The following is a 21,206-nucleotide window of genomic DNA, read 5'->3' on the forward strand; positions in this document are numbered from 1 at the left end:
ACATGGACACCTTCATCGGCTCGTTCACCTTCATGCACGAGCGGCTGCCGCTGATGCTGGAGAAGACCGGTCAGCACGTGTGGATGTGCGCGGTGGTCATCGCCGTCTCGCTCGTCGTCGCCGTACCGGCCGGACTCTGGCTCGGGCACCTGCACCGCGGTGAATTCCTCACCACCAGCATCTCCAACATCGGGCGCGCCCTGCCCAACCTCGCCGTCATCGCGATCGGGCTGGGCATCTTCGGCCTCAACTTCACGAACATCGCCGTGGCGCTCCTGATCACGGCCGTCCCGCCGATCCTCAGCCAGGCGTACCTGGCCGTGGACCAGGTCGACCCGGACACGGTCCGCGCGGCGCGCGGGATGGGCCTCACCCCGGTACAGGTGCTCATCAAGGTGGAGCTGCCGCTCGCGCTTCCGCTGCTCTTCGCGGGCATCCGTATCGCGGTGGTGTACGTCATCTCCGCCGCGACGCTGGCCACCGTGGCCGGTGGCGGCGGGCTCGGTGACATCGTTCTCGGCCAGGCCAACTACGGGCTGGAGGGTGTGATCGCCGCCGCGCTCTGGGTCGCGGCGCTGGCCCTTCTGGCCGACGGCCTGATCGGTCTGGTCCAGCGGCTGCTGGTGCCCAAGGGCCTCCGCGACTCACGGGCCTGAGCGGCGGACACGACCGGGAGAGACCGGCCCCGGGCACCGGCAAAAGATCCTGCCGGGGCCCGGGGCCTTCCGTCATGAGCCGCAGGACGGACCGCTCCGGTCAGGGCTGCCGGATCGCGGACACATCGAACTCCAGCACGACCTTGTCGCCGACCAGGACACCGCCGCCCTCCAGCGGGGCGTTCCAGGTGATGCCGTAGTCCTTGCGGCTGATCGGTACCGAGCCCTCGAATCCGACGCGCAGATTGCCGGCCGGGTCCGTGGCGCTGCCCTGGTACTCGAAGTCGATGCCGATCGGCCGGGTGACGTCCTTGATGGTGAGGTCCCCGGTCAGCCGGTAGTGGCTGTCGTCGAGCCGCTCGACACCCGTGGACACGAAGGTGATCTCCGGGAAGTTCGGCGCGTCCAGGAAGTCGTTGGTGCGCAGGTGGCCGTCGCGCTGCGCGTTGCGGGTGTCGATGCTCGCGGTCTTGATGGTGACGGACACGGAGGAGTTGGCGGGGTCCGCGCCGTCGAAGTGGCCGGCGCCCTCGAACTCGTCGAACGCGCCTCGGACTTTGGTGACCATGGCGTGCCTGGCCACGAACCCGATCTGGGTGTGGGCCGGGTCGAGGATGTAGTTCCCTGACAGGGAGGCGAGGGGGGTGGTGGTCATGGGTCTGCTCCCAGGGGGCTCGGGGACGGGATGGGAAGGCGCCCGCCCACGCTAGCCAGGCCCGGCGCGACGGGCGTTCGACCGCGCCCGCACGTCACCCGATCGGCCGGAACGGGCCCATGGCGAGGTCCGCTGCGAGGTTCGCGGCGAGGTCCATGGCGAGGCCCGCTGCGAGGTTCGCGGCGAGCGAGGAGGGGCGGCGCGGACCTCCGCCTGTACGCCGCTCCCGCTCAGGCGGCGGGGTCGATGGTGACCTTGACGTGCTTCATGATCGGCTGGTCGCTCTGGGTGCTGTAGTCGCTGAGCGCGCACAGCACGTTCATCTCGGGCATATAACCGGCCGCGCAGCCGCGGGGGATGTCGTAGGGGATGGCGAGGTAGCCGTTGAGGGACCGCCGGCTGCCGTCCTTCGCGGTGCTCGTGATGTCCACGGGGCCGAGGTCGGCGATACCGCGTTCGCGCATGTCGGCCCGGTTCATGAAGACGAGCGTGCGCAGGTTCTTGATGCCGCGGTAGCGGTCGTTGTCGGAGTAGATGGTGGTGTTCCACTGGTCGTGGGACCGCATGGTGCCCAGTGCCAGGGTCCCCGCGGCGGGGACGACGTCGGGCAGGACGGCGCTGGAGAACTCGGCGCGTCCGGACGGGGTCAGGAAGACCAGTTCACGGGCGGGCTGCTTGATGCGGAAGCCGAGGGGCAGGCGCACACGGCGGTTGAAGTCCTCGAAGCCGTCGAGGGCCCGGGCCATGGTGTCGCGGATACGGTCGTAGTCCTCGATGTACCACTCCCAGGGCGTGGCGCTGTCGGGCAGGGCGGCGCGGGCCATGCCCGCGACGATGGCCGGCTCGGACAGCAGGTGCGAGGAGGCGGGCCGTTTCATGCCGATCGACAGGTGGACCATGCTCATCGAGTCCTCGACGGACGTGCTCTGGACGCCCTTGCGCTGATGGTCCTTCTCGGTACGGCCGAGGCACGGCAGGATGAGTGCCCGGCGGCCGTGGACGATGTGGCTGCGGTTCAGCTTGGTGCTCACCTGGACGGTGAGTTCGCAGGTGCGCAGTGCCGCGCAGGTGACCGGGGTGTCGGGTGCGGCGAGGGCGAAGTTGCCGCCCATGCCGACGAACACCTTCACCTCGCCGCGGCCCATCGCCTTGATCGTGCCGACCGTGTCCAGGCCGTGCTCATGGGGCGGCTCGATCTCGCAGGCCGCGGCGAGACGTTCCAGGAACGCTTCGGTGGGGCGGTGATCGATGCCGCAGGTGCGGTTGCCCTGGACGTTGCTGTGTCCCCGCACGGGGGAGGGGCCCGCCCCTTCGCGTCCCAGATTGCCGCGGAGCAGAAGCAGGTTGACGATCTCCCGGACGGTGTCGACACCGTGCTCGTGCTGGGTGAGCCCCAGACACCAGCTGACGATGCTGCGGTCGGCCTCCCCGTACACGCGCGCCGCCTTGAGGATGTCGGCGCGGCTCAGCCCGGACTGGTTCTCGATCTCCTCCCAGCACGTGGCCTCGCAGAGCGCGCGGTACTCCTCGAAGCCGGAGGTGTGGCGGTCGATGAACTCCCGGTCCAGGGCCCTGGGGTCGGTCTCGGACTGGTCCAGGACCGCCTTGGCCATGCCGCGCAGCAGGGCCATGTCGCCGCCGATGCGGGGCTGAAGGTTCAGGGTGCTGGTCCGCGTCGTCTTGTAGAGGGCCATGTCCAGGAAGTCGTGGGGGACGATGGTGCGGGTCGCCGCCGCCTCGACGAGCGGATTGATGTGCACGATCTGTGCGCCGCGGTGATACGCCTCTGCGAGGGCGGTGAGCATCCGGGGTGCGTTGGAGGCGGCGTTGACCCCGAGGATGAACAGCGCGTCGGCGGACTCCCAGTCCTTGAGATCGACGGTGCCCTTGCCGGTGCCCAGGGAGGCGTGGAGAGCGCGACCACTGGCCTCGTGACACATGTTGGAGCAGTCGGGCAGGTTGTTCGTGCCCAGTTCACGGGCCATCAACTGGTAGAGGAAGCTGGCCTCGTTGCCGAGCCGGCCGGAGGTGTAGAACGCTGCCTGATGCGGATGGTCCAGCCCCCGCAGAGCGCGGCCGACCACCTCGAACGCGTCCTTCCAGCGGATCGGGACGTAGTGGTCCGACTCGGGGTCGTAGACCATCGGCTCGGTCAGCCGGCCCTGGTTCTCCAGGTCGTAGTCGCTCCATCCGGACAGCTCGGTCACCGAGTGGGCGGCGAAGAACTCGCGGCCGACCCGTTTGCGGGTCATCTCCCACGTGACGTGCTTGATGCCGTTCTCGCAGATGTCCAGGTGCAGGCCCTTGGTGTCGTCCGGCCACGCGCATCCGGGGCAGTCGAACCCGGTGTTCTCGTGGTTCATCCGCATGATGGCCCGCGGTCCGTCCACCAGCGCCCGTTCGTCCACCAGAAAGCGGCTCACGCTCCTGGCCGCGCCCCAGCCGGCGGCGGGGTGGTGGTAGGGCTGGAACCGCGGATCGCCCTGGGGTGCGGGACCGACCGAGGGTTCCAGGGGTTCCTGCTCGTCACGGTCGGTACTCAAGGCACTCAACCCTTCCACCATTCGGGCACGGGGCGATAAATCGATACTTTCGGGCAGGCTATGCAGGCGGACCGGCCCACGCCACTCGACTTCGGCGCGCTACGCGGAGTGCGGCTCGACGCACGGTCCCCGGCGCGTGCCCACGGGGACCGTGCGCCGAGCCGCTGGACTGCACCCCGGCAGACGCATGGATAGGCTGAGGGCCCCGTTGGATCAGATCCGATCCCCCACCCGTCCCATGGGCGGCTTCCCGGGCCGGAGATGTCGCCACCTGGTCGAAGGGGAAGCCCGAGGCCCTTCACCGAGCCGTCGAAGGCGGTCGCTCTTGAGGTCGATGAACCGTTGGCAGGCGTTCTCCGCCGTTCCTCGACTCACCGGAGGGATCGTCGTCGGGGCGCTGATCGGTGTGGTCGCGGGCATGCTGTCCAACGCGCCGCTGGGAATTCTCGCCGGTATCGCCGGGGCACAGCTGATCTTCGTCGTGACGGGGTGGATCGTGCTGTGGCCCATGGACGCGGCCACCACGCACAGCAATGTCCGGCGCCAGGAGTTCCGGCCCGTTCTCGAAGAGCTCGTCGTCGTCGCGGCCGCCCTGTGCGGGCTGGTCGGCATCGTGGTGCTGCTCCTGGTCGGCCACTCGGACCTGAATCAGGCCGCGGCCGCGATGGCACTCTGCGGCGTGTTCATGGCATGGGCGTCACTCCACCTGATGTACGCCACCCGCTACGCGCACCTCTACTACCTGCCGGCCGAAGGCGGGATCGACTTCAACTCCCCCGACCGGCCGAAGTACGTCGACTTCCTCTACTTCAGTTACAACCTCGGGATGACCTATCAGGTCTCCGACACCGACGTCTCCAGTTCCCTGATCCGCGCGGTCGCCCTCCGGCACTGCCTGCTGTCCTATGTGTTCGGCGCCAGCATCCTGGCCACCACCATCAACCTCGTCGCCGGAATCGTCACGGGCTGACGGGCTGACGGGCTGACGGGCTGACCGGCCGACGGGCGCGGGCCGGGTGCGCCGGTCCGTACGGCGGGGCGTTCCGCTACGACCTGCCGCGGTTGCTGTCGCCGCTGTCGCCGCCGACCGACAGCACGAGCACGGTCGTCCGCCCCTCGGGGGCGTCATAGGTGAGGGAGTCGCCGGCGCGATGCCCGAGCAGCGCGTGCCCCAGGGGGCTGTCGGCAGTGATCAACGTCCGGTCCAGCACTGCGGCGACCTCGCCGATCTGGAGGGTCATCTCCGTGGAGTCCGCGAACCGTACGGTCACGGTGCTGCCCACGCCGACGGCTTCGGTCGGGGCGGGCCCCGCGACGTCCGCCTCACGGAGGCGCGTACCGATCTCGGTGATACGGGTGTCCAGGCGGTCGAGTTCCGTGGCGCGTTGCAACTCGTCGGCCGAATCGGCCATGTCGCTCACCTGCTCGCCGCCGCTCAAGGTGGCGGCGACTGTCGCGCGCTCGGCCCGCAGATCGGCGAGCTCTCGATCGAGCGCCTCGCGGGCGGCAGTGCTGATGGGTTCGGGTCCACCGGTCATTCCTGCTCCCGTCGTGCGGGCGGCACGGTTGAGTGTCGCAGGCTCTATACGGCATTTTTCACGGTATCAGGCTAATCGGCACGCTGTGGGGGTGGGCCGATCCGGCGGCAGGCTCGCTTCAGCCCCTGCCCGGCAGGTTGAAGAGCCGCTGCGCCCTGCGTGCGTTCTCCCGGCGCAGGGCGGTTCCCCATGGCCAGAGGTCGTCCGCTGCGGACCAGGGGCAGACCGAGCGGTGGGAGATCCGGCAGCGGGATCCCGGGATCGGTTCCGCGTCCCAGGTGTTCCAGGCGATGCCGTCCGGGGTGATGAGCCACCGGCGCCGGGGCTGCACCCTGTGGGACGCGACCGTGATGCCGGGTTCCAGCAGCACCCAGGTCTGCGGGTAAAGGGTGGGGTAGCGGTCCTGCGGGAGTGCGCAGCGCGGGCAGACGGGTGGCGTCGGCGGCGGGGGAGCGGTGGCTCCTTCGCATGCGGCCTGCAGAGCGTCGTCGGGGTGGTACGGGGCGGGCGCGGCGTTCTCGGTGTACCCCATGGTTTTCAGGGTCCGGACCCAGTGTCGGCTCCGGTAGGACGCGATCCGGCCGTGACGCATGAGACAGGTGTCAACCGGAGTGACATCACGCGCCACATGAGGCGCGGACCGGCTCAAGCGTGGTGGGACCGCCTGGCCGGTTCCTTACTGGCGGGTGCCGGACCGGCCGGTTCGCCGGGGACAACTCCCGTGCCCGGACAGGTGAGGAACCCCGATCGGCCCGTCTCGGGCTTGCCCTTGACGCGCGGGTGAGGGTTTAGCGTCTGCGTGCCTTCCGGCCGTCCGGTCGAAGGGGACCACGCCTCCGAGGAGTTCGTCATGTCCGTCGCCGAGTCCGCCCCGTCCCGCGCGCTGCCCACCCCTCGCACGTCGAGAGAAGTGCGGCTGGCAGCCTTCCCCGACGGTCTCCCGCGCCCGGAGCACTTCGAGGTCGTGGACACGGAGATCCCACCGTTGGGCGAGGGCGAAGTGCTGGTGCGGAACCGGTACTTCCAGGTGTTCCCCGCCCTGCGCACGGTCATCGCCGGAGGTGTGGAAGGGGCGCCCTTCCCCGGCGTACGCCCCGGTGAACCGCTGTTCGGAGCCGCTGTCGGCCAGATCGTGGCCAGGGGGGACGCCGTGGCCGAGGGCCGGAGCGGTGGCGCGGCGGGGCCCCAGGCCGGTGAGTGGGTGTCGCACTGGCTGGGCTGGCGGGAGTACGCGGTGATTCCGGCGGGCGGGTACACCCCGCTCGGTGACGTACTGCCCGACCCGGCGGCCCATCTCTCCCAGGGGGCGCTGGGGTACGCGGCACTCAGCCGGGTCGCCGGACTCCGTTCCGGGGAAACGGTGTTCGTGTCGGGCGGGGCCGGTGCGGTGGGTTCCATGGTGGGGCAGACGGCCCGGCTTCTGGGCGCGGGCCGGGTGATCGGAACCACCGGCACGGCGGTGAAGGCGGAGCGCATGACGGCCGACCTGGGATACGACGCGGCCATCCTGCGGGAACCCGGAACCTCGCTCGCCGCCCGGCTGGCCGAGGCCGCGCCCGACGGCATCGATGTGTTCGTCGACATGGTCGGGGGCGAACAGCTCCGGGCCGCCATCGAGGTGGCCCGGCCCGGTGCGCGGTTCGTCCTGATCGGCGCCCTGTCGGGGCAGTTGGCGGAGCGGGGGAACGGAGCTTCCGCCCCGGTCGAGATCGACTCGTTCCAGCTCATCGTCAAGCGGATCACGATGCACGGCATCAGCGGACTCGACCACCCCGAAGCCAACGAGGAGTGGAACCGGAAGTTCGGCGAGTGGCTGCGCTCCGGGGAGATCGCCTTCCCCCATGTGCGTATCCCGGGCATGGACAACGCGGCCCGCGCGTTGTACGAGTTGATCGACGGTCAGCATCTTGGCTCGGTGATCGTCGAGGTATAGGCATAGACATAGGCATAGGTATCGGTGAAGGCGCACGTGCTCGTACGTGCGGCCGAGGGTGCTGGTGCTGTTGAGGCTGTCGGGGGTGGCGGATGCGGATCGGTGACGCGGCGGCAGCGGCGGGGACCACGCCGAGGGCACTTCGGTTCTACGAGGAGCGAGGTCTGCTGCCCCCTCCGCCGCGCACCGCGACGGGCCAGCGCGAGTACGGTACGCGCGACATCGCCCGGGTCAGAGTCATCCGCGATCTGCTGGCGGTCGGACTCACCGTCGGGGACGTACACCGTTGCGCCGACCGTCTCGACGTGCTGATGGACGCCCCGCCGCAGCAGTGCCGCGGCCTCGCGGACGCGGACGGGGGCAGAGGAGGCGAGGGAGTGGCGGCACGGCGGCTCGCCGCCCTTGACGCGGAGATCGCCCGGCTCACCGTACTGCGTGAGCGGCTGGCGGCCGGAGTCGTCCCGGAAGCGATCCCGGACCGGGCGAATTCCGCTGGTGGAGCCGTGAAGGCGCTGCCTAGTATCCGGTCGTGACGACACCCGCGGACGAACAGATCCTGGACGCCCTCGACCGGGCCGACGCCGGATGGCTCGCCCGGCACCTCGACGCGCGGGTCTGTCCGCCGACCGTCCTCGGACGCCTCGTCCGGCACGAGGATTCACGGCTGCGGTATCTGGGGCTCACCCTCCTCGCCGAGCGGGTGGGATCGCCGTACGGTACGGCGGGAGAGGCCGAACCCGCCGAGTCGGCCGGACGTGGCGACCCGGCCGGACGTGGCGACTCGGTCAAAGGCGGCGACTTGGCCGAACTGGGGGATCCGGCAGCGCTGTTGCCCCGTCTTCCGGCAGGTTCGCCGGAGGAATCGCTCGTCCTCGCCGGACTCCATGAACGCTTCGGGCCGCGGCTGCCGCGCGGGAGCAGGCCGGACTGGCGGGCCGCCCGGCTGCCGGTACGGGTACAGGTCGCCTGGCTGCGCGCGGAGGTCCTCACCGATCCCGCCGCCCTCCGCGACGAGACACCCGGGGAGCTCCTGTACCAGGCCGTGCGTGGCAGCGACATCATGAACGCGCACCGGCCCGCGCACCTTGTGGCCGAACTCGTGGACACCCGGAACCCGGTGCTCCAGGCGGAGGCCCTGCGGCTGGCCCGGCAGGGGCTGCACGCCGGACTGCTCTCCCCGGCGACGGTGCGTGCCCGGCTGATCCCCCTGATCGGCGCGGCCGACGCCGATGTCGCGGCCGGCGCACTGGGCGAACTCGCCGCACCGTGGGCCGCGACGAGGCCGCTGGATCCGGCGCTCCTGGCCCCCGGCCTCACCGCGGAGTCCGCGACCGGGAGGCCGGCGGTCGCGGCAGCCACGCTCATCACCGCGGCCCGCCACGGGCACGGCCGGCTCCTTCGGCGGACGGCGGAGGACCAGGACCTTCCGCCCGCCCTGCGCCGCAACGCGCTGGAACTCCTCGGTGATCTCGCGGAACGCGACGACATCGGTGGGCTCCTGGCCGTTGCCGCGCGCGATCCGCTGCTGCTCGGCGGGCCGGTGCTGACCTGTCTGCGCGGACTGCACCGGCGCGGGCACTTCCCGGCATCCCCGGACGTACGGACCGTCGTCGAGCTGGCGCTGGCCGACCATTCGGTCCCGTCGCGCGATGTCGCCACCGTGCTCTACACCTGCCGCCGGGAGATGCTCGATGCCCTGATCGACGCGCCGGCCGATGACCCGAGCTGGCCACGCCGGCTCGACCTGCTCGTCGCGCTGGCCGCTCAGGGCACGGGGGAGCTGCCGATCGGCGCGGCCGTCACCGCTCTGCTCCGGGCCGCTCCCACGCCCGGGCCGTTCCTCGACGCCCTTCGTACGCTGCGTCACGCGGACGCCGAGGAGGCGGTGATCGGTCTGCTTCCCCACGCCCCCGTGCCGGCCCTCACCACCCTGGAGGCCATCGGAGGCCGCCGGACGGTCGAGGCGCTGACCGAAGGGCTCGGTCTCGACATGGACGAGGGCTCGGGCGAAGACACGGAGGCGGGCTCGGTCGCGGGCGAGGACGCGGAGGCGGGCCCGAGCGCGGACACGGGCGCGTACCCCCGCACGGCCACGGGCACGATCGCGCCGCCGTTCCGCGGCGTCCGGGACCGGGCCCTGGAGCTCCTGTGGCATCTGAGCCACGATCCGGAATCACGGCATCGCCTTCTCGTACGTCTCGACCCCACGGACCTGCCCGCCCGCATAGCCGCCGACCTCGGGGGCCCCGACGAGGCCGAACTGGCCGTCCTGAGCGCGCGCCCGGACCCCGACGACCCCGTGGCGGCGCTGTGCCGGCTCGCGGATCACGGGGGCGCCGGGACACTGCCCGTCATCGCCGATCTGCTTCTGCGCATCGTGCGCGACCTCGCCCTGCCCCAGGACGCGAACCCCGCCGCGGTCGGCCCCCGCGCGGCCCGGCCCACGGACGAACGCCGCCCGGACACGGCCGGACCCACCGGTGAACCCGAGGTACCGCAGGAGGTCGTGGACGCCGTGCACGCTCTGGGGTGCCGACTCCACCGGCGGCGGCGGATCCGGCCGGTCTGCCTGCTCGACGCGGCGGACGCGCGGGAGGCGGGCCACGCCCTCGTCGCCACGACGGCACTGGACCTGCTGGACCGCCCAGCGCTGTCCGGCGGAGAGCAGGCGGTGCTGCTGAAGCTGCTGCTCAAGGTGCCGGGCGCGGTGCACCTGCGGCCGCGTGTGCACTCCTTGCTGCGCAGCCGCGACCCGCGGGTGCGCAAGCATGTGATCGCCCTGCTGGCGCGGGATGCCGAGGGGGACGACGCCCAGGCCCTCTCGGCGACCTTGACCGTACTGACCCGGGCCCAGGACATCAGGACCGTACGGCAGGCGCTGCTGGCACTGGGGCACGCGCGTGCCCGCTGGGCGTCCGCGTCGGTCGCGGCCTGCCTCGACCACCCGAACATGAACGTCAAGAAGACCGCCGCGTCGGTCCTGGTCCGCGCCGGCGCACCGGCGGCGGTGCCGCGACTGCTCCACTGGCTGGGCCGGCACGACAACCCCGGGCTGCGTACCGCGCTCGTCGAGGCGTTGCGCGCGATCCTCGGTGACGCCTGCACGGCGACCGTTCTCGCCGCCGCCGAACAGAGCGAGGACGGGCGCGTCCGCGAACTGCTGCTGGCGGGTCTCGACAACGTACTGACCCCACGTGCGGTTCTCGCCCTGGATGCCCAGGCGTCGCCGGCCGTTCCGGCGTTGCTCGGCCTGCTGTCGTCGGGCGGCGTCCGTCTTGCCTCGGGGTCGGTCGCGGAACTGGCGGAGCTCCTGTCCAGGCACGGCGTCATGACGCACCTCGCGCGCGCCGCACAACCGCCCGACGCGGCGGGTCTCGCGATCGAGTCCCTGCTGACCAGGGGGTGGAACGCCTCGGTCGCCCTGCGCATCGCCGGGCACCCCGCACCACCGGTCGCGGACCGGCTGCGGGAGCTGCGGAGGCTGCGGCCCATGCTGGAGGACTGGCTCAGGCTGGCGGAGAGCGCCCCTTCGGCGGATGTACGGCGCCGGGTCCTGCGCTGCACGCTCCTGCTGTGCCCGGCCCCGTGGACGTCCGGTGAGGTGGCGGCGTTCGCCCGGTTCGGCGGGACGGTGACCGATGCGTACGACGAGGTCGCGCACGGGCGGCAGGATACGGCGGCGGGGGAGTACGCCGCGGGACTCATGGCCGTCCTGAATGCCGTGGCGCCCCGGCTGTCCGCCGTCGAGCGGTTCACGGTCGCCCAGGCGGTACGCGCGTCCGCGGCCGGGCCGGCGGGCAGCACGTCCTCGCTGACCCTGCTGCGCAGGTGCGGTGCCGTGCTGGTCCGCGCCGATCTGGACCTGGCTCTCGCCGCCGCCCGCCTCGGGGCCGATCCCTGGCTGACCGGTCCCGCGCTGCTGCGCGAGACCTTCGGAGTGCCGGTGCGGACGTCCCCCTCCACCGGGTCGACGGCGTGGCGGGCCGCGCTGGACGCCGCCGTACGCACGCCCCGTGCCCTGGAGGAGTTCCACCGCCGCGATCACGACCCGGCTCCGGGTTCCCGGGACCGCCTCGACGCACTGATCGACGCCTACCCGGGCGCCGGTCCCGGGGTGCGCGAGCGGCTGGTCGACTGGATGACGCGGCTCCAGCCACTCGACGCACCGGCCTGGACGATCACCGAGACGGCCGTGCCGAAGCGGGAAGCGGCGCAATCACGGGCCAGTACGTCGGCGTCGGCCGTCAGGTCCGTACACCTCGACGATCTCGATCAGCCGCGTTCCGCCGCCCTGCGTACCCGGTTGCTGACCCTGCTGGACGCCCCCGAAGCGGACCGGCGGAACGCAGCCGCCCAGGCCCTGCGGGCGTGGCCCGAACCCGACATCACTCTGGCCGTGCTCCGCGCGTTCCTGCGCGGCCGGGTGGACGACCCGGCCACCGGAACCGGCCTCGGCACCGGCGACGGCTTTGGCACCAGCACCGCGACCGGCACCGCGAACGGCCTTCACACCGGGAACGATCTCGGCACCCGGATCGACCTTGCCCGCGCACTCGTCGCCGTCGACGAGGCGGAGCTGCGCGGCGACGAGGTCCGGCCGGAACGTGTGCTCCGCCTGGCCGCCCGGCTGGACCCCTGGGATCTGCCGCCGCTCGTCCCGCTGCTCCTGGGGTGGTGGGAGAGCGGTTCGCACGACCTCCGCCCGGAAGCCCTGCGCGTACTGCGCGAGGTCCCCGCCGACGTACTGGCACAGCTGCTGGGCGAGCGCATCGACGCGGGTGCCTCGGGGCTCCTGGAATTGCTGTCGAGGCGGCCACTGCTGCGTACTCCCGCTCTGACCCGGGCCCGGCGACGGCTGCGTACCGAAGGACGCGACGCCCTGGCCGACGCGCTCCTCCTGGTCGAGGGGCCGCTGCGCGGACCCGGCGCCGCACGGGCGGACGCCGCCGCACTCGAAGCCCTGCGCAGCCCGGCCCCGGTCGTGGCAGTGACGCCAGGGGCCGGGCCACGCCCCACACTGCCGGAGCTGCTGACCCTGGCCCGTACCGGCACTCCCGGGGAGATACGCCGCGCCCTCACGCTCCTCGCCGAGGAGCACGGCGACCGGGCAGCGGCGAGGAGCCGGAACGCACCGTCGCGGGCCGGCCGGAAGCCGGGGCCGGGGTCGCGGGACGGCGGGCACCCGAGGCCGGGCGACAACGGCGACCAGGTGCTGCGCGAACTGATCGACGCGTTGCTGCGCCACCCGAGGACCGGCGTACGGCTGCACGCTCATCGGACCTCGCGCGCGCTGCTGGACCGCTCGACGCATGCGCGGCAGACGATGATCCTGCTGGACGACCCGCAGCCGGATGTGGTGCGCATGGCGATCCGGACGCTCGCCCACGCGTCCTGGGAACCGGCGGTCCCCGTTCTGGTCGGTCTCCTCGGCCATCCACAGCCCGCGGTCCGCAGCGCGGCCCACGAGGCCATCGGCCGCTTCGGGGCTGCCGCGGTCCCGGCGCTCCGGCACGCCGCCGCCCACGCACGCCCCGACAAACGGTCCCGGTACACCGATGTCCTGGACCGGCTCACGGGCGCCGACGACACGTAGCCGCTCCGCGTCCGTCGCGGAGCGACACGAACGTCGGCGTCCACCGCGTCCCGCCGTCAGCCGTCAACTTCCCGCGCCGCGGCCGCGACCTGGTGCAGCGTGCGTCCGGTGCGCGCCGACCGGGCGTGGTACGGGTCGGGCGAGCCGGGTCCGTCGCGTACGGCCAGCCGGTCGTTGGCCTTGATCAGCAGCCATGCCTCCTGGCCGACGCCGTCCTCCTCGTCGCCCACCCGGAACCGGGTGAGGGCGAACTCGCCGTGCAGTTTGGCCCCGTACAGCCAGAACGTGGCATGACCGAGGGCCAAGGACTCGTCGAAGGGCACGGCGACGCCCTGCCGGTCGTGGCTGAGCGGACGATACGTGCCCTGGTCCCAGACGATCACGGTGCCACTGCCGGACTCGCCCTGCGGAATGACCCCCTCGAACTCCCGGTACTCCAGCGGGTGGTCCTCGGTCGGAACGGCCAGTCGCCGGTCGCTCGGGTTCTCGGAAGGGCCTCGGGGCACCGCCCAGGACTTCAGTACGCCGTCGACCTCCAGCCGGAAGTCGAAGTGCATACGCCGTGCGTCGTGGATCTGCACCACGAAGCGGGGTCGAAGTGTGTCGTCAGCGTCCACGCCCGCGCTCCCTCCGCCCGCCCCCGTACTTCCACTGTGATGCCGTCGGCCGTGGAGCGCACGACGGGCGGGGGAACGGGCGGCGCCCGGTCCCCCGCCCGGGACCGGGCGTGTGCCCGCGTGGCCGACGATGCTCCGAGTTCAGTCGCACATGCCGGGGGCACGGTCCGTTCCCTCTCCGGTCCGGACCAGGCCATTGACGCCGCTTCGAGCACTCCCTTAGAACAAGTAGTGAAAAGTTCGCCCGAGGTGATCATGCCGATCGTTCACCTCTCGGTGTGAATCTGTCATGGACATGCCCCCTCACCCCCCCCCACGCGAAGTGATGTGATGACTGTGCACCTCTCGCGACACGCTGTGCGGCACGTCTCCAAGCGCCGCCGCGCCACCCTGCTCGCGCTCTCCCTGCTCTGCTGCTCCGCGGTCGTGACCGCGCTGCCCGCCGGAGCCTCGGCCGCCCCCCACCCGGCCGCGGCTCCTTCGGCGGTCGCCTTCTCCGACGAATTCGACGGCCCGGCCGGGTCCGCCGTGAACGGCGGCAAGTGGCAGATCGAGACCGGCGACAACGTCAACAACCACGAGCGGCAGTTCTACACCGCGGGCAACAACAACGCGGCACTCGACGGCCAGGGCAACCTCGTCATCACCGCCCGCAAGGAGAATCCCGCCAACTACCAGTGCTGGTACGGCTCCTGCCAGTACACCTCGGCCCGGCTCAACACCTCCGGCAAGTTCACCACGGCGTACGGTCATGTCGAGGCCCGGATGAAGGTGCCGCGCGGACAGGGCATGTGGCCCGCGTTCTGGATGCTCGGTGACGACATCGGCAACGTCGGCTGGCCCAACAGCGGTGAGATCGACGTCATGGAGAACGTCGGCTTCGAACCCGGCACGGTCCACGGAACCCTGCACGGCCCCGGCTACTCCGGCTCGGGCGGCATCGGCGCCGGCTACACGCTCCCGGGCGGGGCCGCCTTCGCCGACGCCTTCCACACCTTCGCCGTCGACTGGGCCCCCGACTCCCTCACCTGGTCCGTCGACGGCACCGTGTACCAGCGGCGCACCCCGGCCGACCTCGCCGGGAAGCAGTGGGTGTTCAACAAGCCGTTCTTCCTCATCCTCAACCTCGCGGTCGGGGGCTACTGGCCCGGCGACCCCGACGGGAACACCACGTTCCCGCAGCAGCTCGTCGTCGACTACGTGCGCGTCACCACCGGCTGACGTACCTCCGGGTGGGCACCCGGCCGGAGCCGCCGCCCCAGGGCGCACCCGCCTGGCATGAGCCCCATGGAACAGCGCGCACTCGGCCGGACCGGCCGTGACGTATCGGTCGTCGGACAGGGCACCTGGCGGCTCGGCGGCGACTGGGGAGAGGCGGCGGAGCCCGACGCCTTCGGCGTGCTGGACGCGGCCGTCGAGTCGGGCGTCACCTTCTTCGACACCGCGGACGTGTACGGGGACGGCCGCAGCGAACGGCTCATCGGCCGGTACCTCAAGGACCGCCCGGACGCGGGCATCCTCGTCGCCACCAAGATGGGCCGCCGCGCCGACCAGGTGCCGGGGAACTACGTCCTCGACAACTTCCGCACCTGGAACGACCGCTCCCGCGCCAACCTGGGCGTCGACACGCTCGATCTCGTCCAGCCGCACTGTCCGCCGAGCAGCGTCCACTCCTCGGACGCGGTCTACGACACCCTTGACACCCTGGTCGCCGAGCAGCGGATCGCCGCCTACGCGGTGAGCGTCGAGACCTGCGCCTAGGCGCTCACCGCCCTCGCCCGCCCGGGGGTGGCGAGCGTCCAGATCATCCTCAACCCGTTCCGCCCGAAGCCACTGGACGAGGTCCTTCCGGCCGCCGTGGCCGCCGGAGCCGGCATCATCGCCCGCGTCCCGCTCGCCTCCGGTCTCCTCTCGGGGAAGTACACCGAGGACACGGTCTTCGCCCCCGGCGACCACCGCACCTACAACCGTCACGGAGAGGCGTTCGGCCAGGGCGGGACGTTCTCCGCATCGACTTCGCCACCGGGGTCGCCGCGGCTGCCGCATTCGCCGGGCTGGCTCCCGAGGGCGCCACCCCCGCACAGACCGCGCTGCGCTGGATCATCCAGCAGCCCGGGGTCACCAGCGTGATCCCCGGGGCGCGCTCGGTGGAGCAGGCCCGCGCCAACGCGGCCGCAGCCCTCCCGCCGCTCCCGCAGAGCACGTCGGACGCCGTGCGGGAGCTGTGCGACCGGCGGATCCGCGCAGCGATCCACGACCGCTGGTGACGAACGGCCGGGCCGCACGGGGCGGCCGACCCTGATCCCCGCGCCGTGCCGGTGGCCGTCGGTGCCGATGCCGCAGGCCGGACGGCGGCATCCGGGAGCCCGGCTCCGTTCCGCGTCGCCCGAGACCCCGGGCGGCGTGGAACGGAGCCGCTAGTCCTCCCCGTCCTCCTCGTCCCCGTCGTGCTTCTTGTTCCGCTCGCCCTGCTGCCGGCCGCGGTCCTGCTGCCCGGCGCCCTGCTCCTGCCCGGAGCTTTCCTGCCCGGCGCCCGGCTGCTGCCCGGCGCCCTGCTGCCCGGAGTCCTGTTGTTGCCCGGCGTTCCCGGCCGAGGTGTCCTGCGGGGCCCCGTCCTGTGACTGTTCGTTCGGGGCCGGTGCGTTCCCGTTGGAACCGCCGTCCGCCGCACCGCCCCGCGCGGGCGCGTCGGTACCGGCCGAAGGGGTGGGGCCCGAAGGGCCGGAGTCCGGCGTCCCGGCCGAACTGGAGTCCGGCGAGAACAGGATCATCCCCAGATACACCGCGGCCAGGAAGGTCGCCGTCCCCGCGATCGCGCTCGCCACCCGCGGGCGCCGCCTGATCGCCTCACGTGCGCCGCGCCGACGTGCGGGAGCGGCCCTGCTGCCCGAGGTGTTCCGCCGCCGGCCCGTGGGCTGCGGGAGCCTGTACGTCGTGGGGCCGACGGGCGCGGCCGGGGTTGCCGCCGGCGGCGGCGTGGCGACCGGCGCGGGGCGGGGAGTGCGTACGGCGGCGGGCGTCGGCATCGGCAGCGGCTCCGGACGACCGCGCCAGGCATCGGTGCGGAACCAGTCGGAGACCTGCTGGGCGCTCGGCCGGTCCTCGGGCTGCTTCGCGAGCAGCCCCAGCAGATACGAGTCGAACGCGGCGGAGATGTCCACGCCCCGCTGTCTGAGGGGTACCGGTGCCGTGTCGACGTGCTGATAGAGCGTCGCGGTCGCGGTGTCGGAGCGGAACGGCGGCTGTCCGAGCAGGAGTTGGTAGATGACGCAGCCGAGGGAGTACATGTCGGATGCGGAGTCGGCCGTGCGGCCGAGGGCGCGCTCCGGCGCCAAGTAGAGGCTGGTGCCCACGATGTGACCGGCCGTCGTCAACGCCGTCGAGGGATCGTCGACGAACTGGGCGATCCCGAAGTCGCCGATCTTCACCGACCCTTCGGCGTCCAGCATCAGGTTGCCGGGCTTGATGTCCCGGTGGACGATGCCCTGACGGTGCGCGGCGGCCAGGCCGGCGGCCGCCTGGCCCGCGATCAGGGCCACCTGCTCGGGATGGACGGTCTCCTGAGTGGCCAGCACATCGCTCAGGCTCTGGCCCTCGACCAGTTCCATCACCAGATAGAAGCGGTCCTCCCAGGCCCCGAAGTCGAACACGGCCACCAGATGAGGGTGGCTCAGCCGGGCGGCGGTCTGCGCCTCCATGCGGAACCGGGCGGTCGACGAGGCGTCGGGATGGTCTCCCAGCAGCAGCTTCACGGCCACGGCCCGGCCCAGCACCTCGTCCGTGGCACGCCACACCTCGCCCATGCCGCCACGACCGATGGGGGATACCAACCGGTACCGACCAGCTACCAGCACCTGTGCACCAATCTCGAATTGTGGGCCCGCTCCGACTGTCGTGGCACCTGCCCCCGTCGGGCTCTTCCGGAGCGGGGACGGGGCGGGGCGCACGACCCGGTCAGGATATCGGTCTGTAGGACCGCGAATGCCCCGCCGGCCACCCCGGACGCCAGGGAAGCGATGCAGGAAGCTGACGGACCGCCGGATACGGACCCGGTAGGCCGGGCGCGGCCCGGTCCACCAGGCGCTCGTACGCGGCCCACGGCATGAACTCGGCCTGTTCCGCCGAGAGATACGGCCCGCCGCCGGGGGCCGTGGAAACCGGTGCCGCTCCCTCGGCTGCTCGGGTCAGCCGGGGGTCCCCACGGCCCGTCCCACGGCTTCCACCAGCGGCAGCACCCGGTGCGCCACCCGCTCGCGCAGCGCCACCTCGGTGCGTGTTCTGACCACCCCGGGGAGCTGGATCAACCGCTGGATCACATCCTCCAGATGCCCGTTGTCCCGGGCCACGACCCGGGTCAGCAGATCCCCGCCCCCCGTCGTGGAGAACGCTTCGATGATCTCGGGGACGGCCGAGAGCGCGTCACCCACCTCGTCCAGATGCCCCTGGGTGACCTCCAGGTGGACAAAGGCCAGGACCGGGTGGCCGAGCGCGGCCGGGGAGAGGGTCGGCCCGGTCCCGGTGATCACACCGTCCCGCTCCAGCCGCTCCAGCCGGGCCTGCAGCGTGCCCCGGGCCACTCCGAGGACGCGCGCGTACTCGCGCACGCTGGTACGCGGCTGCTCGATGAGCAGCCGCAGGATGCGAGTGTCGAGGGCGTCCACCGCCATGGTCCGTTGGTCTCCTTCTGGCGTGCCGAAACCGGCTTTGACTATGCCAATGGCACAGTACTCCCTCATCGATTTGAGCCACTGTCCCGCAGGATGCTTTCCTTTGGTCATCGATGGCGCCGCGCAGCGCCGGACGGCGACGAAGCCGATTCCGGTTCCGCGGCGCCTTTGCCATGCAGAAGAGGGTGTTCTCCAGCCGAAGGGGGCGGTCCGACCGTCGTGAAGAGGATGTTCGTGGCCCCGGATCCGGGGCTTGTACGACTGCGGGTCTCCCTGCGTGCCGTGCTCGGTATCGGCCTGGCCGTGGCCGCGGCCGAACTGGCCGGCCTTTCCCTGACCGCCTCCATCACCGGAGGACTCGCCGCGCTCCTCGCGCTGTTCACGGTCGGCGACCCGACCGTCCGCAGGCAGGCGGTCACCACCCTGCTGCTCCCCGCTGTCGGCTTCCCGGTGCTCGCCCTGGCGAGCACCCTGCACGGACTGCCCCTGCCGCGGGCCGTCTGCTGGCTGGCCGTCGTCTTCGCCGGCGTGTACGCGCGGCGCTGGGGGCCGCGCGGCCACGCGCTGGGGATATTCGGCTTCATGATGTTCTTCAGCACCCAGTTCCTGCACGCCGTTCCGGCCCAGCTGCCGGAGCTGTACGGCGCGATGGCGCTGGCCGTCGCGGCGGCCTGCGCGGTCCGCTTCGGCGCCTGGTGCATCGAGCGCCGCACCCCGTTGCCCGCCCAGCCCGCGCCCCTCACCGGATACGGGTTCGACAGGCCCACCACCCGCCAGGCGCTCCAGGCCACCGCGGCCTGCGGGATCGCGCTCGCGGTGGGGATGCTGCTGTCCCCGGACCGCTGGTACTGGGCGGTCGGCACCGCCTGGTGGATCTTCGTCAACACGGCCTCGCGCGGGGAGACGCTCGTCCGCGGCTTCCGCCGCGTCGTCGGGACCGTCGCCGGGATCGGCGTCGGACTGCTCGTCGCGGTGCCGCTCCACGGGGCACCCGCACCCACCGCCGCACTCGTCGCCGTCTGCGTCTTCGGGATCTTCTACACGGCAGCGCCCTCGTACAGCTGGATGACCTTCTTCGTCACCGTCATGGCCGGACTGCTCTACGGGCTCCTCGGCGTCCTGCACCCCGGGCTGCTCCGGCTCCGCTTCGAGGAGACCGCGGCAGGGGCCCTCGGTGCGGTCCTCGGGGTCGCCCTGATCCTGCCCGTCACCACGCACGCCACCACCGAGGCGTGGATCCAGCGGGCCCTGCACTGCGTGCACCGCTGCACCGCCGCCGCGGCGCTGCGGCTGGCCGGTGACCAGCACGCCGACCCGGCGCCCCTCGCCGCCGAGCTGGAACTGCTGCTGGGCCGGGCCAGGCTGTCGCTCGCCCCGCTCGTCCACCCCATCAGCCCGCTGCGCGCCCGCAAGGCCCGCGCCCGCCAGGTACTGGACCTGCTCGACGCCTGTGCCCGCGAGGTGCGCGGTCTCGCCACCGTGGCGGCCGACCCGGACGCCTCCCACGACGCGCGCCTCACCGCCGCCTGCCACCGCGTGGAGGCCGCGGTGCTGGCCCTGGCGCCTCCGGGGCAGCCCCGTGCGGACCGGTCGGACGTACCGGTTCACGCCCCGCACCACCACCCCGGGGCCGAGGCCGCACTCGCGCATCTGCACGCGCTGGAGGGAGCGCTGGTGGACCTCGCCGCGCCCCTGCGCAGTTCCACCCGGGCACCGCTCGTCCCCGTCTGACCCCGGCACGACGGAGCCCGGCGAGCACCGCCGCCCGACCGGAGCGGATTGGTCCGGACCGCGAAAAGGGCTGCCTGCTACCGTCGGCCGTGAAGATCGCGGCGGACAGTGAAGAGGGGTAGCGCGATGGGCGGCAACAGCGCCGTGCGGGCATTCATAGGATCGTTCACCTCGTCGGGCGGGCCGGGCATCACCGCCGCCGCCGTGGACCGGGACACCGGCGCCCTGACCGTGCTCGGGTCCACGGACGTCCTGGCCGATCCCTCGTTCCTCGCCGTCGGACTGGGGCCGGGGCCGGGCGGCACGGCCCTGTACGCCGTCGGTGAGACCCCCAGCGGCGCGGCTGCCGCCCTCGACATCAGCGGCGACGTACCCCGGCTCATCGGTGACATCCAGGCCGTGGACGGCGGATCGCCCACCCATCTCGCGCTCGCGGCGGGTCACCTGGTCACCGCCAACTACGGCTCGGGCAGTGTCACCGCGCTGCCGGTGCTGGCCGACGGTTCGCTCGGCGCGGCGGTCTCCGTGCTCCAGCACGAGGGCAGCGGTCCGGACGCCCGCCGACAGGAGGGCCCGCACGCCCACCAGGTGCTGGGCGACCCCTCGGGCGCCTGGGTGCTGAGTGTGGACCTCGGCACCGACTCCGTACGCGTCTGCGCCCTGGACGCCGATACGGGAGCCCTGCGGCTGCACGGCGAGACGGCGCTGCGGCCGGGTGCGGGACCACGTCATCTGGCCTTCCACCCGGGGGGCACGCTCGCCTACGTCCTCAACGAACTGGAGCCGACGGTCACGGTGTGCCGCTGGGACGCCGCCGCCGGACGGCTCGAACCGGTCGGCGAGACCCCCGTGCTGCCCGAGCCCCAGTCCGCGGACGACGCGGTGCGTACGTACCCCTCCGAGGTGGTCGTCTCGCACGACGGACGCTTCCTGTGGACCGCCAACCGCGGGCACGACACCATCTCGGTGCTGACCCTCGACGAGACCGGTGAGAAGCCGGTCCTGGTCGCGACCGTGGGCTGCGGTGGCCGCTGGCCGCGCGACCTCACCCTGGACCCCACGGGCCAGTGGCTGTACGCGGCCAATGAGCACTCGGGGAACGTGAGCTGGTTCGCCGTGGAGGCGGAGACCGGAGTTCCGCAGTACGCGGGCTCCATCGAGGCCCCAGCGGCCTCCTGCGTCGTCTTCGCCTGAGACTGCGCGCGGCCCCACCGAGGGGCCCGGCCCGCGGGGGCCGGGCCAGAAGCCGTCACGGGCCGCCCTGAGGCCGGCA

Annotated in this window: 15 protein-coding genes and 1 pseudogene; 9 read left to right on the forward strand and 7 right to left on the reverse strand. The window is 72.3% G+C overall.

The genetic code is table 11. From position 1 onward, the window contains the following. Positions 1–2: 2 nt before the first annotated feature. Positions 3–656 carry an ABC transporter permease gene (locus tag A6A29_RS06440; RefSeq protein ID WP_073718867.1) on the forward strand — a complete coding sequence of 218 codons (654 nt, stop codon included), beginning with the start codon at positions 3–5 and terminating at the stop codon, positions 654–656. 100 nt (positions 657–756) lie between these two features. On the opposite strand, the gene A6A29_RS06445 is transcribed toward A6A29_RS06440, so the two are convergent. After that, complete coding sequence (locus tag A6A29_RS06445; RefSeq protein ID WP_073718868.1) at positions 757–1,311, reverse strand: YceI family protein; 555 nt, start codon at positions 1,309–1,311, stop codon at positions 757–759. A gap of 230 nt (positions 1,312–1,541) precedes the next feature. Then, a complete protein-coding gene (locus A6A29_RS06450; RefSeq protein ID WP_073718869.1) occupies positions 1,542–3,875 on the reverse strand; it encodes an FdhF/YdeP family oxidoreductase in 2,334 nt (777 codons plus the stop codon). Between the two features lie 313 nt (positions 3,876–4,188). Between A6A29_RS06450 and A6A29_RS06455 the strand changes: the two genes are divergently transcribed. After that, positions 4,189–4,824 carry a DUF1345 domain-containing protein gene (locus A6A29_RS06455; protein ID WP_073718870.1) on the forward strand — a complete coding sequence of 212 codons (636 nt, stop codon included), beginning with the start codon at positions 4,189–4,191 and terminating at the stop codon, positions 4,822–4,824. Between the two features lie 76 nt (positions 4,825–4,900). Here A6A29_RS06455 and A6A29_RS06460 read toward each other — a convergent pair whose 3' ends face one another. After that, positions 4,901–5,392: a GreA/GreB family elongation factor gene (locus A6A29_RS06460; protein WP_073718871.1), complete on the reverse strand. Its 492-nt coding sequence runs from the start codon at positions 5,390–5,392 to the stop codon at positions 4,901–4,903. 118 nt (positions 5,393–5,510) lie between these two features. Further along, a complete protein-coding gene (locus tag A6A29_RS06465) occupies positions 5,511–5,924 on the reverse strand; it encodes a DUF6083 domain-containing protein (RefSeq protein ID WP_073718872.1) in 414 nt (137 codons plus the stop codon). A gap of 318 nt (positions 5,925–6,242) precedes the next feature. On the opposite strand from A6A29_RS06465, the gene A6A29_RS06470 reads away from it, so the two are divergent. The 3 genes from A6A29_RS06470 to A6A29_RS06480 all read left to right on the forward strand — a co-directional run bounded on the left by A6A29_RS06470 (position 6,243) and on the right by A6A29_RS06480 (position 12,918). Further along, complete coding sequence (locus A6A29_RS06470) at positions 6,243–7,325, forward strand: MDR family NADP-dependent oxidoreductase (protein WP_073718873.1); 1,083 nt, start codon at positions 6,243–6,245, stop codon at positions 7,323–7,325. 92 nt (positions 7,326–7,417) lie between these two features. Further along, positions 7,418–7,858 carry a helix-turn-helix domain-containing protein gene (locus tag A6A29_RS06475; protein WP_073718874.1) on the forward strand — a complete coding sequence of 147 codons (441 nt, stop codon included), beginning with the start codon at positions 7,418–7,420 and terminating at the stop codon, positions 7,856–7,858. Then, positions 7,855–12,918, forward strand: coding sequence for a HEAT repeat domain-containing protein (locus A6A29_RS06480; protein WP_073718875.1), 5,064 nt, complete (start codon positions 7,855–7,857; stop codon positions 12,916–12,918). The genes A6A29_RS06475 and A6A29_RS06480 overlap by 4 nt, the downstream gene beginning before the upstream one ends. 56 nt (positions 12,919–12,974) lie before the next feature. On the opposite strand, the gene A6A29_RS06485 is transcribed toward A6A29_RS06480, so the two are convergent. Beyond that, entirely contained in the window at positions 12,975–13,475 is a 501-nt protein-coding gene (locus A6A29_RS06485; protein WP_385731565.1) for a DNA polymerase ligase N-terminal domain-containing protein, read from the reverse strand. Positions 13,476–13,865: 390 nt separating this feature from the next. Here A6A29_RS06485 and A6A29_RS06490 point away from each other — a divergent pair, with 390 nt between their 5' ends. Beyond that, positions 13,866–14,756 (forward strand): glycoside hydrolase family 16 protein, encoded by an 891-nt coding sequence (locus A6A29_RS06490; protein ID WP_073718877.1) that lies wholly within the window; start codon positions 13,866–13,868, stop codon positions 14,754–14,756. 57 nt (positions 14,757–14,813) lie between these two features. After that, a pseudogene (locus A6A29_RS06495) lies at positions 14,814–15,802 on the forward strand (aldo/keto reductase). 150 nt (positions 15,803–15,952) lie between these two features. Here the strand turns inward: A6A29_RS06495 and A6A29_RS06500 are convergent. Continuing rightward, positions 15,953–17,338 carry a serine/threonine-protein kinase gene (locus A6A29_RS06500; RefSeq protein ID WP_241838333.1) on the reverse strand — a complete coding sequence of 462 codons (1,386 nt, stop codon included), beginning with the start codon at positions 17,336–17,338 and terminating at the stop codon, positions 15,953–15,955. A gap of 381 nt (positions 17,339–17,719) precedes the next feature. Then, on the reverse strand, positions 17,720–18,202 hold the full coding sequence (locus A6A29_RS06505; protein ID WP_073718878.1) for an Lrp/AsnC family transcriptional regulator: 483 nt from the start codon (positions 18,200–18,202) through the stop codon (positions 17,720–17,722). A 228-nt stretch (positions 18,203–18,430) separates the two neighbouring features. Between A6A29_RS06505 and A6A29_RS06510 the strand changes: the two genes are divergently transcribed. Together A6A29_RS06510 and A6A29_RS06515 are read left to right on the forward strand one after the other, a co-directional pair. Continuing rightward, entirely contained in the window at positions 18,431–19,933 is a 1,503-nt protein-coding gene (locus A6A29_RS06510; protein ID WP_073718879.1) for an FUSC family protein, read from the forward strand. Positions 19,934–20,059: 126 nt separating this feature from the next. Further along, positions 20,060–21,127: a lactonase family protein gene (locus tag A6A29_RS06515; RefSeq protein ID WP_073718880.1), complete on the forward strand. Its 1,068-nt coding sequence runs from the start codon at positions 20,060–20,062 to the stop codon at positions 21,125–21,127. The last annotated feature ends 79 nt before the right edge of the window (positions 21,128–21,206 follow it).

Origin of the sequence: Streptomyces sp. TSRI0281 (genome assembly GCF_001905125.1) — a bacterium.
Taxonomy (GTDB): Bacteria; Actinomycetota; Actinomycetes; order Streptomycetales; family Streptomycetaceae; genus Streptomyces.

Coding starts and splice junctions, on each gene's coding strand:
- A6A29_RS06440 (WP_073718867.1), top strand. CDS start 3: ATGGACACCTTCATCGGCTCGTTCACCTTCATGCACGAGCGGCTGCCG.
- A6A29_RS06445 (WP_073718868.1), bottom strand. CDS start 1,311: ATGACCACCACCCCCCTCGCCTCCCTGTCAGGGAACTACATCCTCGAC.
- A6A29_RS06450 (WP_073718869.1), bottom strand. CDS start 3,875: ATGGTGGAAGGGTTGAGTGCCTTGAGTACCGACCGTGACGAGCAGGAA.
- A6A29_RS06455 (WP_073718870.1), top strand. CDS start 4,189: ATGAACCGTTGGCAGGCGTTCTCCGCCGTTCCTCGACTCACCGGAGGG.
- A6A29_RS06460 (WP_073718871.1), bottom strand. CDS start 5,392: ATGACCGGTGGACCCGAACCCATCAGCACTGCCGCCCGCGAGGCGCTC.
- A6A29_RS06465 (WP_073718872.1), bottom strand. CDS start 5,924: ATGGGGTACACCGAGAACGCCGCGCCCGCCCCGTACCACCCCGACGAC.
- A6A29_RS06470 (WP_073718873.1), top strand. CDS start 6,243: ATGTCCGTCGCCGAGTCCGCCCCGTCCCGCGCGCTGCCCACCCCTCGC.
- A6A29_RS06475 (WP_073718874.1), top strand. CDS start 7,418: ATGCGGATCGGTGACGCGGCGGCAGCGGCGGGGACCACGCCGAGGGCA.
- A6A29_RS06485 (WP_385731565.1), bottom strand. CDS start 13,475: ATGCACTTCGACTTCCGGCTGGAGGTCGACGGCGTACTGAAGTCCTGG.
- A6A29_RS06490 (WP_073718877.1), top strand. CDS start 13,866: ATGACTGTGCACCTCTCGCGACACGCTGTGCGGCACGTCTCCAAGCGC.
- A6A29_RS06500 (WP_241838333.1), bottom strand. CDS start 17,338: ATGGGCGAGGTGTGGCGTGCCACGGACGAGGTGCTGGGCCGGGCCGTG.
- A6A29_RS06505 (WP_073718878.1), bottom strand. CDS start 18,202: ATGGCGGTGGACGCCCTCGACACTCGCATCCTGCGGCTGCTCATCGAG.
- A6A29_RS06510 (WP_073718879.1), top strand. CDS start 18,431: ATGTTCGTGGCCCCGGATCCGGGGCTTGTACGACTGCGGGTCTCCCTG.
- A6A29_RS06515 (WP_073718880.1), top strand. CDS start 20,060: ATGGGCGGCAACAGCGCCGTGCGGGCATTCATAGGATCGTTCACCTCG.